Annotated in this window: 10 protein-coding genes; 7 read left to right on the top strand and 3 right to left on the bottom strand. The window is 67.8% G+C overall.

The features are described from left to right. Positions 1-28: 28 nt before the first annotated feature. Complete coding sequence (locus D7V77_RS12540; RefSeq protein WP_147452056.1) at positions 29-865, bottom strand: hypothetical protein; 837 nt, start codon at positions 863-865, stop codon at positions 29-31. Between the two features lie 9 nt (positions 866-874). On the opposite strand from D7V77_RS12540, the gene D7V77_RS12545 reads away from it, so the two are divergent. From D7V77_RS12545 to D7V77_RS12555, 3 genes are all read left to right on the top strand, one after another. After that, positions 875-1,207, top strand: coding sequence for a hypothetical protein (locus D7V77_RS12545; protein WP_147452057.1), 333 nt, complete (start codon positions 875-877; stop codon positions 1,205-1,207). Between the two features lie 149 nt (positions 1,208-1,356). Continuing rightward, on the top strand, positions 1,357-2,754 hold the full coding sequence (locus tag D7V77_RS12550; RefSeq protein ID WP_120576514.1) for a hypothetical protein: 1,398 nt from the start codon (positions 1,357-1,359) through the stop codon (positions 2,752-2,754). A gap of 167 nt (positions 2,755-2,921) precedes the next feature. Further along, positions 2,922-4,760, top strand: a complete 1,839-nt coding sequence (locus D7V77_RS12555; RefSeq protein ID WP_120576515.1) for a glycoside hydrolase family 15 protein — start codon at positions 2,922-2,924, stop codon at positions 4,758-4,760. Positions 4,761-4,811: 51 nt separating this feature from the next. On the opposite strand, the gene D7V77_RS12560 is transcribed toward D7V77_RS12555, so the two are convergent. Both D7V77_RS12560 and D7V77_RS12565 read right to left on the bottom strand, forming a co-directional pair. Then, complete coding sequence (locus D7V77_RS12560; RefSeq protein WP_172814491.1) at positions 4,812-7,280, bottom strand: phosphoketolase; 2,469 nt, start codon at positions 7,278-7,280, stop codon at positions 4,812-4,814. A gap of 13 nt (positions 7,281-7,293) precedes the next feature. Next, entirely contained in the window at positions 7,294-8,358 is a 1,065-nt protein-coding gene (locus D7V77_RS12565) for a class I fructose-bisphosphate aldolase (RefSeq protein WP_120576516.1), read from the bottom strand. A 203-nt stretch (positions 8,359-8,561) separates the two neighbouring features. On the opposite strand from D7V77_RS12565, the gene D7V77_RS44260 reads away from it, so the two are divergent. The 4 genes from D7V77_RS44260 to D7V77_RS12590 form a co-directional block, all read left to right on the top strand. After that, complete coding sequence (locus tag D7V77_RS44260) at positions 8,562-10,076, top strand: Cof-type HAD-IIB family hydrolase (protein WP_233596913.1); 1,515 nt, start codon at positions 8,562-8,564, stop codon at positions 10,074-10,076. A 262-nt stretch (positions 10,077-10,338) separates the two neighbouring features. Beyond that, the gene (locus D7V77_RS12580) at positions 10,339-11,790 is read left to right on the top strand and encodes a cytochrome ubiquinol oxidase subunit I (RefSeq protein ID WP_120576518.1); all 1,452 of its coding nucleotides are present in this window, start codon (positions 10,339-10,341) and stop codon (positions 11,788-11,790) included. A gap of 36 nt (positions 11,791-11,826) precedes the next feature. Further along, positions 11,827-12,834, top strand: coding sequence for a cytochrome d ubiquinol oxidase subunit II (cydB, locus tag D7V77_RS12585; protein ID WP_120576519.1), 1,008 nt, complete (start codon positions 11,827-11,829; stop codon positions 12,832-12,834). Between the two features lie 7 nt (positions 12,835-12,841). Then, a partial coding sequence (locus tag D7V77_RS12590; RefSeq protein WP_199733773.1) for a hypothetical protein occupies positions 12,842-13,121 on the top strand: 280 nt, incomplete at its 3' end.

Raw genomic sequence — 13,121 nt, forward strand, 5'->3', positions numbered from 1 at the left:
GTTGTGAAGGAGAGGGGACCTCGGGGGCTCAGGGGACAGAGGGCCGGGGAGGTGGCACGCAGGTGTCGAGCGAGTAGGGGCGGCTGCGCGCGCACCAGTCCGGCCGGCCCGCGCCGGTCCACGAGAGGACGAGGTCGGAGGCACTTCCTCCCTGGATCTCCCCGGGCCATGTCTCCACGAGTTGGAGGCCCTGGTCCGCGCTCCAGCGGAACAGATCGATGGGCGGTCCTTCGCGGATGGTGGAGAGCGCGAGCGCCACCGTGTGCTCGGGGCCACAGAGGACCCGGGGCACGTGGCGCGGGCCCTGGTAGATGGTGGAGCGATGGACCTCCGTGTCGTGCTCAATCCACACGTGCACCAGGTGGGAGCCCCCGAACTCCCCGGTGGCGTCCGTGTCCTTCACGAGCGGGGAGACGACGAGCTCCGCGTCGCCGCACCACTCCTTGACGCTGGTCTGGGCGGGCAGCGTCGCGCGGATCGCTCCGGAGCGCGTGTCGACGAGCAGGCTGTCCCCCTGCATCAGGTTCACGAGGGCCAGCTCCCCGTGAGGGCTCGCCGAAGTGAAATAGACGCCCTCGATGCGCCGGGAGCCCGCCGTCATCACGGAGTCCACCCGGCAGGAGTTGTTCTCCCAGTCCAGCCACTTGCAGGTCCTCACGTGGCGGACGGTGGCGGAGCCCACGGCTTCGGTGCGGTCGGACTCCAGGCGCCGGCCACACGCCGCCGCGAGCAGCAGGCAGGAGAGGAGGGCGGCACGGTGGGGAAGGGGCTTGGGGCGCGGAGGCGCTCCTGGGCCTGGAACTCCGGATTTGAGCTGGGGCGGACGCCCCGTAGGATGGAAGCCTCGTCGGTGGCGGCGATTCATGGAGGAATCATGTCAAAGATGCTGAAGGGATTGTTGGCGGCGGTCCTGCTGGTGGGCTGTGGTGGCACGGAGGCGGATGTGGATTCGCCGGCCGAGCTCGCCTCCCGGGAGGACGCCATCAACGTCTGCAACGTGGGGGCCGCGCCCTATTCCCTCTGCAATGGGGGCAACGGTGTCTGCGTTTATCCTTCGGCGAGCAGCCGCAACGCGGACTGCCGCCCGAAGTGTGGCGTCGCGTGTGGAACCAGCGCCGACGAGTGTTGCATCGGGTATGCCCCCCTCAATTTCTGCGAGATGAGCCGGGGCTGCGGCGGCGGGTCGCCGGGGCCCATCATCGACTGAGCTCCGGGGCACGTCGCGGTCCGTCTCCGCGACGCGCCTGCTGGGGACATCCCCTGGCGGACCTCGGCGCATTCCCAGACGCGCTGGGGGCCGTTGGGGGACACCGGGTACGAGCTGCCCATTCCTCGAGGTCGATTGGAGTTCTCGCCATGAACTGCACGAACTGTGGTGCCCCGCTCCCGCCCTTCTCGTTCGGACGCTGCGACTGTTCCAAACAACCGGGCACGAGCTCCAAGAAGCGCAGCCGGGCGGAGTACGAAGCGACGAATCAGCCCTCGGGCTCGAACGATTCCGCGATTCTCAAGAAGCGCAAGCGCCAGCACAGCGCGCTGTCCGTGCTGTTCATTCCGTTCGACGCGGGCGGCACCTCCCGGACGCAAAAGGGCCTCTCGGACTCCGGCACGCGCGGCGAGATCTTCTTGTCGGAAAAGGACTCGTTCCGGCGCATGCCATTCGACCAGGCATTCTTGGAGAAGCGCAATCTCGACCTCATGCCTCCGATGACACCGAAGGAGCTGGTGAGCATGTCGACCAACTCCAATGTGACCTTGGCGTTTCGACCGGAAGGAGCCAATCCGTTGCTGTCGAAGACCGTGGAGAACAAGGTCAGATGGGACATCAACTACGACGTCATCGCGTGCGCGGCCGTCGACAAGCTCGGTTCGGAGCACGATCGCGACTGGGAGAAGTTGCTCTTCACTCACGTGGCGGTTGGGTCTCGTCAATCCCGTGTCAAATGTGGCTGCACCCAGCACTTGACGCCCCCCTCGCTGGTTCCGAAGGTGTTTCCAGAGTTGATTTTTCTGTCGGAGGAACTGAACTACAACAAGTTCCCCGACGAATTGACCGTTCATGACGTCAAGTACCTGCGAATGGACGAGTCGGCGCTCCCCTACAACGACCAAGGCGGGGTCAAGGACTGGAAGCAGCAGATCGCTGGCTACGTCCGCTCCGCCCACCGCGACAGTGAGGAGAAGCAAGCCCGGTTTTCAGCCAAGAGAGCCGTCACCAACAACAATGAGAATGTCTTGTTGGTCACCAAGGAGCTGGCGGGTATCAAGCTGGTCGCGTGTGGCGTGCACTTCTCGTCCAAGTACGTCAGTGCGTGCAAGAACAACGATGAGAAAGCGCGCGCGGTGCTTGAGGAGAAGATCGCGTGGAGCAAGCTCAGCGGCGCCGACCTGCTGATCGGCGACTTCAACTTCGATTGCTCCTTCAATCCGCAGTTCATGCCCGAGTATGCGTCGGGTCCGCAATACATCTCCGTCGGAGACCGGATCGAGCAGGTGGTGTCGACGCGCGCGTCGAATACCAGCCAGGACGCGCCACAGCGGTTCATGAACGCGGTGGTGACCAACGACTCGACCCAGATCGAGCCCACCCGCTTCTCCGGTATCGCGCGCCCCGTGATCGGCGACCAGTCGCTCGAAAGCGGTTACTACAGCGATCATCCGTGGATTTTCGTCACGGTCAGCAAGACGCGGGACAATCCCCTTCCCGAAGACTTCCTGAAGATCCCGACCTTGCCGATGCTCACCTGGAAGTAGGTTGATTCGATCTTCTCCCAGCCGCCATCACGGGGGCCATGAGCTTCGGGGAGCTGCTCGCCCCCGGAGCACCAAGCGGTCGCTCTCCCTCCGCCGCGGCGGTTGCGCCTCCGCGCCCCGGGCGCCAGCGTCAAGGCTTGATCATGAGGCATACGGGAGCCAACGCAATGGCGGAACAAATCACGCAGAAACAGAAGGCCCAGGAGCCTGTCATCCCAGCTCAGCTGGGGGTCCAGACGAACCGCAAGATCGAGGACCACGCGCTCATCGGAAACATGCGCTCGGCGGCATTGGTCGCCCGGGACGGGACCATCGACTGGTTGTGCCTGCCAGACTTCGACTCGGACGCCTGCTTCGCGAGCCTGCTCGGGACGGAGGAGAACGGTGAGTGGGCGCTCGCACCGAGGGAGTCCATCCAGAAGATCACCCGCCGCTATCGGAAGGACACCCTGATCCTCGAGACGGAGTTCACCTGCGCCTCGGGCTCCGTCCGGTTGATCGACTTCATGCCTGTCGGCCAGGAGTTCCCCAGGATCGTCCGGACCGTCGTGGGGGTGAAGGGGACGGTGGCGATGCACTCGAAGCTGACGCCACGCTTCGCCTTTGGCCGCTCCATCCCCAAGGTAGAAAGCGTGGGCGGCTCGCTCCGTGCGTTCGCCGGCCCGGACGCCATCTTCCTCCGGCGCACGGACAGGGATACGGCGTCCCCACTGGTCTCGAACTTCGAGGTGACCGAGGGCCAGCGGTTCTCCTGGGTGATGAGCTGGAACTACTCGTGGTTGGATCAGGTCCCGCCGAACCTGGATGCGGACCAGTCCGAACAGGAGACCGACCGCTACTGGACCCAGTGGGCGTCGAAAATCGTCCCGCCGCCGAGGTACCGCGACGAGGTCGTCCGCTCCCTCATCACCATCAAGGCCTGCAGCTACGAGAGCACGGGCGGAATCGTGGCCGCGCCCACCACGTCGCTCCCGGAGACGCCGGGAGGCGAACGCAACTGGGACTACCGCTTCACGTGGCTGCGCGACGCCGCGCTCGCGCACAACGCCCTGTCGCGCGCGGGCTTGCGCGACGAGGCATCCTCGTTCTGGAAGTGGGTGATGCGCGCCATCGCGGGAGACCCCGCCCAGATGCAGATCATGTACGGAATCCGAGGCGAGCGCCGCCTCACGGAGTCCACGCTGGACTGGCTCGATGGTTACGGTGGCGCGAAGCCCGTGCGCATCGGCAACGGGGCCTACAACCAGTTCCAGCTCGACGTGCTCGGCGAGGTGGCCGCGGTGCTCTACGCGGGCGCGAAATACTTCGGCGAGGTCGGCCCCGTCGCGCAGCGCGCGCTGCTCAACGTCGCCGAGCACGCGATGAAGGTCTGGCAGAGTCCCGACAAGGGCATCTGGGAGATGCGCGGACCCAATCGCCACTTCACCGCCTCCAAGGTGGCCGCGTGGGCGGCGCTCGACCGGGCCATCAAGGCCTCGGATGAGACGAAGATGGCGGCCCCGATGGAGCGGCTGCTGGAAGCCCGGGAGACCATCTTCGAGGAGGTCTGCGCGCAGGGGTTCAATCGCGAGCTGAACAGCTTCACGCAGTACTACGGCGGCAAGGACATGGACGCGAGCCTGCTCTACATCCCGCTGACCGGCTTCCTTCCGGCAACGGACCCACGGGTGGTGGGCACGGTGGAGAGCATCGAGCGCGAACTGCTCCAGGACGGGCTGGTGCTCCGCTTCAAGCCGGACGCTACCGGCTCCGTGGACGGGCTCAGTGGAGAGGAGGGCACCTTCCTCGCGTGCTCGTTCTGGCTCGCCGACACGTACCAGATGATGGGGCGCTTCGAGGATGCCCGGCGGCTGTTCGAACACCTGCTGTCCTTGAGCAACGACCTGGGCCTGCTCGCCGAGGAGTACATGCCGAAGCTGCACGCGCAGCTGGGCAACTTCCCGCAGGCGTTCAGCCACTTCTCGCTCGTCAACGCGGCCTACACCCTCACCGAGCCCCGCGCCTGACGCGGCTCCCGGGCCTTCTTCGGAAGGCCCGGGAGCTCCAGGGCGCGAACCTCAGTCCGGCCAGGTCCAGTCCGCGATCTCAGGCCGGTCCCGGCCGTGCTCGTGCGCGTAGGCCAGGTTGTCGAGGATGGCGTTCTTCATCTCCTCCTTCAGGTGCCCCGCCTTCGCGTGCAGCTCCGGCACGCGGTCGATGACGTCGATGACCAGGTGGTAGCGGGACGTCTCGTTGAGGATTGCCAGCTCGAAGGGCGTGTTGATGTTGCCCTTCTCCCGGTAGCCATGCACGTGCAGGTCTTCGTGGTCGATGAAGCGATAGGCCAGCTTGTGGATGAGTGACGCATAGCCGTGGAAGCTGAAGATGATGGGCTTGCCCGGCGGGAACAGGCTCTGGAGCTCGCGTTGCGTGGACCCGTGCGGGTGATCCGCCGACGACTGGAGCTTGAACAGGTCGACGATGTTGACGAAGCGCAGCTTCAGGTTCGGTGCGCGCGCGCGCAGGATGGAGGCGGCGGCCAGGGCCTCCTGCGTCGCGACGTCACCGCAGCAGGCCATGATGACATCCGGCTCCGCGTCCTCGTCCGTGCTGGCCCGCTTCCAGATGCCGAACCCCTTGGCGCAGTGGGCGACGGCCTCGTCGATGCTGGTGAACTGCAGGTGCTTCTGCTTGTCCGCGACGATGACGTTGACGCAGTCGGTGCTGCGCAGGCACTGGTCCGCCACCACCAGCAGCGTGTTGGCATCCGGCGGCAGGTAGATGCGCGTGACCGAGCCGGACTTGTTCGTCACCAGGTCGATGAAGCCCGGGTCTTGATGTGAGAACCCGTTGTGGTCCTGACGCCACACGGTCGAGGACAGCAGGATGTTCTCCGAGGCAACGGGTGCCCGCCAGCTCACATGGTTCTTGCTGATGTCCAACCACTTGGCGTGCTGGTTGAACATGGAGTCCACGACGTGGGCGAACGCCTCGTAGGTGTGGAAGAGGCCGTGGCGCCCCGTGAGCAGGTACCCCTCCAGCCAGCCCAGCAGCGTGTGCTCCGACAGCATCTCCATGACGCGGCCGTCCCGGGCGAGGTAGCCCCCGTCGGCATCCTCCGGCACCAGGTTGGCCATCCACGTCTTCCCGCTCACCTCGTAGAGGGCCTGGAGCCGGTTGGAGGCGGTCTCGTCCGGACCGAAGACGCGGAAGCTCGTCGGGTTGTCGCGCATGATGTCGCGCAGGAACTCGCCGAGCGGCTTCGTGTTCTCATGCAGCGAGGTGCCGCGCGAGCCGACCTTGACCGCGTAGTCGCGGAAGTCAGGCAGCCTGAGCGCCTTGCGGAGCAGGCCGCCGTTGGCGTGGGGGTTCGCGCTCATCCGCCGGGCCCCCTTGGGCGCGAGCGACCGGAGCTCTGGCATCAGCCGTCCCTCCGCGTCGAACAGCTCCTCGGGCCGGTAGCTGCGCATCCAGTCCTCGAGCGCCTTCAGGTGCGCCGGGTTGCCTCGCACGTCGCCGAAGGGCACCTGGTGTGAGCGCCAGGTTCCCTCCAGCTTGTGGCCGTCCAGTTCCTTCGGACCGGTCCAGCCCTTGGGCGAGCGCAGGATGATCATGGGCCAGCGCGGACGCGTCGGGGTGTCCGTCAGCCGTGCCGTCTTCTGCAGGGCGCGGATCTCCTCGACGGCCTGCTCCAGGGTCTGCGCCATCTTCTGGTGCATCTGGGCCGGGTCGCTGCCCTCGACGAAGTAGGGCTTGTAGCCGTAGCCGACGAACAGCGCCTCCAACTCCTCCGGGCTGATGCGGGCGAGGATGGTCGGGTTGGCGATCTTGTACCCGTTGAGGTTCAGGATGGGCAGCACGGCGCCGTCCCGCACGGGGTTGAGGAACTTGTTCGAGTGCCAGGCCGTCGCGAGCGGCCCTGTCTCGGCCTCGCCGTCACCCACGACGCAGGCGACGATGAGGTCCGGGTTGTCGAAGGCCATGCCGTACGCGTGGGAGAGGCTGTAGCCCAGCTCGCCGCCTTCGTGGATGGAGCCTGGCGTCTCCGGGGTGACGTGGCTGCCAATGTGCCCGGGGAAGGAGAACTGCTTGAAGAACTTCCGCATCCCCTCCGCGTCCATGCTCTTGTCTGGATAGACCTCCGAGTAGGTGCCCTCCAGGTACGCCGGCCCGAGCACGCCCGGGGCGCCGTGGCCCGGCCCGGCCACGAAGATGACGTCGAGGTTCTGCTCGACGATGAGCCGGTTCAGGTGGACCCAGGTGAACGAGAGCGCCGGGCTCGCGCCCCAGTGGCCGAGCAGCCGGTGCTTCACGTCCTTCGGCACCAGGGGCCGGTGCAGCAGCGGGTTGTCCTGGAGGTAGATCATCCCCACCGCCAGGTAGTTGCACGCCCGCCAGTACGCGTTCATCAACTCCACTTCCCGGGCGGTGAGCGGTCCCCCGCCTCGGGTCTGCTCGCGGCCTGGAGCGGAGGGCCCCTGGCCGTGCTCCCTGGCGGACAACGGCGACCCATACTCCGACGCTTCCGTTCCTTCGGGGTGTGCCATGGCATGCCTTCCATCAGTGGTGGGTGTGGAGTGTGGAGTCGGAGGGGGCGAAACCCGCTTCGCCCTCCATGTCCGCGCTGTACGCGCCAAGGGCAGCCGCGCTGTCACACCAGGCGCGGTGGCGGAACGCCTGCTGGGCGGCGGGCACCTGCGCGCTCTGGCCCCGCCAGGCTTCGAGCGCCTCGTCCTGCAGCGCGCGTCCGTAGGAGAAGCTCAGCGTCCAGGGCTTCGGGCCTTCCAGCGCGTTGATGGCGTTGAGGTGCTCCGTGGCCAGGACCGCGTCCTGTCCGCCGGACAGGAAGACGATTCCGGGGACCGCGGGCGGCACGTGGCGCGTCAGGACGCGCAACGTCGCCTCCGCCACCTCCGCCACCGGGACGTGCCTCGCGAAGCCGTGGCCCGCGGTGACCATGTTCGGCTTGAGCAGCATCCCTTCCAGGGACGCCCCCGCGGCGAAGAGCTCATGGAAGACCGCCTGCAGCACGCGCCCCGTCACGTCCTCGCATTGCTCGAGCGCGTGCGCGCCCTCCATCAGGACCTCGGGCTCCACGATGGGCACCAGGCCCTGCTCCTGGCAGAGGACGGCGTAGCGCGCGAGCGCGTGCGCATTCGCGTGGATGCACGCCGCGGAGGGCATCCCGGCGCGGATGACGAAGACCGCGCGCCACTTGGCGAAGCGCGCGCCCAGCTCGCGGTACTCCTCGAGCCGCTCGCGGAGCCCGTCGAGCCCTTCCGTGACGGACTCTCCGGGCGCGCCGGCCAGGGGGTGGACGCCGGCGTCGACCTTGATGCCGGGGATGATGCCGCGGTCCGACAGCAGTTTGACCAGCGGAATGCCAGCCGCGCTGCGCTGACGAATCGTCTCGTCCTGCATGATGACACCGCCGATGAATCCGGTGATGGCGGGCGTACTGAAGAGCAGCTCCCGGTAGGCGCGGCGGCTGTCCGCGGTCGACTCGATGGCGCGCGCGGTCAGGCGCTTCGTGATCGTGGAGACCGTCTCATCCGCCGCCAGGATGCCCATTCCGTCTGCAATGATGGCTCGCGCGGTTTCACCGAGCCCTGGCCTCGTCGGCATGTGTTCCTCCCATCCCCCGGAGGGAAACGTGAGGGCGTCCCGGTGCGCCAACAACTGGCGGTGGGGCGCTTGGCAACGGGTCTGCCTTTGAGCACCGGGCTGGATGGTGCGGCCCACGTCGCGATGCCATCTTGATGCAGGCCCCCACTGTCACGGATGACGCCTGGTGTGCGGAGGCGGCGAGCGGGCGGGCGGAGACAGCCATGACCATCAAGTTGCTCATCGCGGACGTCGACGGGACCATGGTGACGCGGGACAAGATCCTCACCCCGCGAACCTGCGAGGCCGTCGCCCGGCTGCGCGCCAGCGGCATCCAGTTCACCCTGACGAGCGGGCGGCCGCCGCGTGGGATGGCAGGGCTGGTGGCCCCACTGAAGCTCACCGCTCCCCTGGCGGCCTTCAACGGCGGCGTGTACGTCAAACCCGATCTCACGACAGTGCTGGCGCAGCGGACCCTGTCGCCCGCCATTGCCAGACAGGCCGTCGACTTCATGCTCCAGGCGGGCCTGGATGTCTGGGTCTACCAGGGGGTGGAGTGGTTCCTCCGCGCCCCCGAGGCCTTCCGCGTGGCGCGCGAGCGGAGCAACGTCGGGTTCGACCCGGTCGTCATCGCTGACCTGTACGGCGTGCTCGATGCAGTCATCAAGCTCGTCGGGGTGAGCGAGGACACGGCGCGGGTCGCGCGCTGCGAGGCGGAGCTCGCCTTGCGGCTGGGCACCGATGCGTCGGCGGCACGTTCGACGCCGTACTACGTCGACGTCACGCACCCTGAAGCGAACAAGGGGATGGTCGTCCGAGAGGCCGCGCGTCTGCTCGGGCTTCCCCTGGAGCAGATAGCGGCCATCGGGGACATGGCCAACGACCTGCCCATGTTGAGCATCGCCGGCATGGGCATCGCCATGGGCAACGCCAGCCCGGAGGTCCAAGGGCCCGCGCGCCACGTCACGCGCACCAACGACGAGGAGGGATTCGCCCACGCGGTGGACACCTTCATCCTGGGCCAGCCGCCCCTCGCACGGACGAAGCTGGGGCTTCCGCCGCGCGCGCGCGTCTGTCTCTTCGGCCTCGACGGGGTCCTCACCCAGACCGCCAGCCTCCACGCCCGGGCCTGGAAGCAGCTGTGCGACTACTACCTGCGGCAGCGGGCGAGGTCCTCGCGGCAGCCCTTCATCCCCTTCGACCTGGTGCGCGACTACAGCCGCTACTTCGACGCCAGGCCGCCCCTGGAAGGCCTCCACGCGTTTCTCGACGCCCGCGGCATCGAACTGCCGGAGAGCACGGTCCACGCGCTGAACGACCGCAAGGGAGAGCTCCTGGTGGAGCTGCTCCGACAGGAGCGGGTGGAGACGTATGAGGGGACGGTCCGCTACGTCCAGGCGGCGCGCGCCGCGGGACTCCGGACCGCGGCCGTCTCCTCGAGCAGGCACGGCGCGGAGCTGCTCCAGTCAGCCGGCATCCCGGACCTCTTCGACGCGCGGCTGGACGCCACGCAGCCCCCCGCGCTCTACCTCGCGGCCGTCCGGGCCCTGGGGGCCGACGTCGAGGAAGCGGTCATCTTCGAGGACACGCCCGAAGGCGTCGCGGCCGCGCGGGCAGCCCACTTCGCCTATGTCATTGGCGTCGACAGGGTGGGCCGGCCCGCCGAGCTGCGCCGCCACGGCGCGGACCTCGTGGTGGCGGACCCCGCTGTCCTTCTGGGGCAGGACGAGGCCTCCTGAAGGCGCGCCTCGCTCGGCCGCCTCTTCGTGCGCAACGTGGCGATGGTGTTCGACGCCTATCTCGCCAGGGCCGCGAAGCCCTGTTTTCCCGGACGGTGTGAAGTTCGCGGCGCCGCAGGGAGAGCCGGTTGGTCCTCGAACCGCCGCGCTGGAACGCAGAATCTGCGCGGGCCCCATGGCGCCGCGCAGGGGTTGCGCGGGTGGAAGAGGGCATCCGAGGCAGCGTGAACGGCTGGGGGATTGCAATGACGCCTTTTCCGTCATGACCAGCCTAGAGCTCGCGCGGTGGCAGTTCGGAATCACCACGGTCTATCACTTCATCTTCGTCCCCCTCACCATCGGGCTCGCCCCGCTCGTCGCGCTGCTCCAGACGCTCTGGGTCGTGACCCGGAAGCCGGGGTGGCTCCGGCTGACGCGGCTCTTCGGCAAGCTCTTCCTGATCAACTTCGCGCTCGGCGTGGTGACGGGCATCGTCCAGGAGTTCCAGTTTGGAATGAACTGGAGCGAGTACGCGCGCTTCGTGGGGGACGTGTTCGGCGCTCCGCTCGCGATGGAAGCGCTGGCGGCCTTCTTCATCGAATCCACGTTCCTGGGGCTCTGGATCTTCGGCTGGAAGCAGCTGCCGCGCGCGCTGCACCTCGCCTCCATCTGGCTGGTGGCGCTCGCCGTGAACCTCTCAGCCTATTTCATCCTCGCGGCCAACTCCTTCATGCAGCACCCCGTCGGGGCGCGTTTCAATCCCGCCACCGGGCGCGCGGAGATGACGGACATCCTGGCGGTGTTGACCAACAACACGGTGCTCGTGGCCTTCCCCCACACGGTGACCTCCGCCTTCCTGGTCGCGGGCACCTTCGTGGCGGGCGTCTGCGGCTGGCTGATGGTGCGCTCGAGCCAGTCAGGTGAAGCGGCGGCGGCCCAGACCTTTCGCGGCGGGCTCAGGCTCGGCCTGGTCACCGTCATCGTGTCCGGTATCGGCGTGGCGGTGAGCGGGGATGCCCAGGCGAAGCTGATGTTCGAGCAGCAGCCCATGAAGATGGCCGCGGCTGAAGCGCTCTGCGACGGACGCGCCGGGGCGCCCTTCTCCCTGTTCGCGGTGGGAGACCTGAACAACGACTGCCGGGGCGTGCGCCACCTGCTGGAGATTCCCGGCCTCACGTCCTACCTCGCGCGCGCGGATTTCCAGGCACCGCTCGAGGGCGTCAATGACGTCCAGAAACGCTACGAGGAGCGCTACGGGGCGGGTCCGGACTATGCGCCCAACCTCGCCGTCACCTACTGGTCCTTCCGCTTGATGATTGGCCTGGGCGTGGGAAGCGCGGCGCTGGCTCTGTTCGGGTTCTGGCTCACGCGCGGAGGCGTGGCGAGCAACTCGGAGCGGTTTGCCCGGCTCAGCCTCGCGGCGCTGCCCACCCCGTTCCTCGCGTGTTCCTTCGGCTGGATCTTCACCGAGATGGGACGGCAACCCTGGCTGGTGGCGCCCAACCCCACCGGGGTGGACGCGCTTCGCCTGCTGACGGCCAGCGGCGTGTCCACCGCCGTTTCCCCCGCCATGGTCTGGACGACGCTGATTGGCTTCACCTGCGTCTACGGCGCGCTGGCGGCGGTCTGGTTCTACCTGATGCGGCATTTCGTCCGGGCGGGTCTGAAACATCCGGCGACCCTCGCGAGCGAGGACAGCCATCCTGAAACCGCGCCGCTGTCGTTTGGCTACTGAACTCCCGGCCCTCTTTCCTGGCATCGATAAACAATCATGGAACTGAATACACTCTGGTTCTGTCTCATCGCGGTCCTCTGGACGGGCTACCTCGTGCTCGAAGGTTTCGATTTCGGCGTGGGGATGTGGCTCTCCGTCCTGGGCAAGACCCCGGCGGAGCGCCGCGCGGTGCTGCGCACGATTGGCCCGGTCTGGGATGGCAATGAGGTGTGGCTGCTCACCGCCGGGGGCGCGACGTTCGCGGCCTTCCCGGAGTGGTACGCGACGCTCTTCTCCGGCTTCTACCTGCCGCTCTTCCTGATTCTCGTCGCGTTGATCGTCCGCGGCGTCGGGCTGGAGTTCCGCTCCAAGCTGGAGAGCCCCCGGTGGCAGCGCCGCTGGGAGCAGGCGATCCAGGTGGGGTCGTGGGTCCCCGCGCTGCTCTGGGGTGTCGCCTTCGCGAACATCGTGCGCGGGGTGCCACTCGACGCGAATCATCAGTTCACCGGGACGTTCCTCGGCCTCCTGTCTCCGTTCGCGCTGCTCGGCGGCCTGGCCACCACCTTGCTCTTTCTCAGCCACGGCGCGGTCTTCGTCGCGCTGAAGACCCAGGGCACGCTGCGGACGCGGGCGCTTGGCTGGGCCCGGCGGATGGCGTTGCCCACGCTCGGCGTCAGCGGTGCCTTCGGCCTGTGGACGCAGGTGCGTTACTCGGTGGCCTGGACGTGGCCGGTGCTGGGGTTCGTGGCCCTGGCGCTGGGGGCGGCGGCGCTGAGCGTCTGGCGGGAGCGGGAGGGCTGGTCCTTCACCTTCAGCTGTCTGGCCATCGCGGGCGTGGTCGTGCTGCTCTTCGGCTCGCTCTTTCCGGACGTGATGCCAGCGCTCGAGCCGGCGCACTCGCTCACCGTCCAGAACGCCTCGAGCACGCCCTACACGCTGCGGATCATGACCTACGTCGCCGTCGCGCTGGTGCCGTTCGTACTGGCCTACCAGGGCTGGACCTACTGGGTCTTCCGCCAGCGCGTCACCGTCGACGAGCTCAACCCGGCGCTGGGAGAGGGCTGACCGACCGATGAAGCCGCTCGACCCGAAGCTCCTGCGGCACGCGGGCGCCGCGCGGCGCTACGTGCTGCTCACCGCGGGCCTGGGGCTCGGGATGGTCGCGCTCACGGTCCTGCAAGCGCGGGGGCTGGCCCGGCTGCTGGGGCATGCACGCGAGGTGGCCGGGGGCCATGGAAGGCTCCTGCTCTGGCTCGGCGGCGTGTGGCTGCTGCGCGCGGCCCTGGCGGGGCTCCAGGAATGGACGGGGAAGCGGAGCGCGCACCGGGTCATCGCGCAGCTGCGGGAAGGAC

The sequence above is a fragment of the Corallococcus sp. CA041A genome (genome assembly GCF_003612075.1).
In the GTDB taxonomy this organism is placed as follows: Bacteria; Myxococcota; Myxococcia; order Myxococcales; family Myxococcaceae; genus Corallococcus; species Corallococcus exiguus.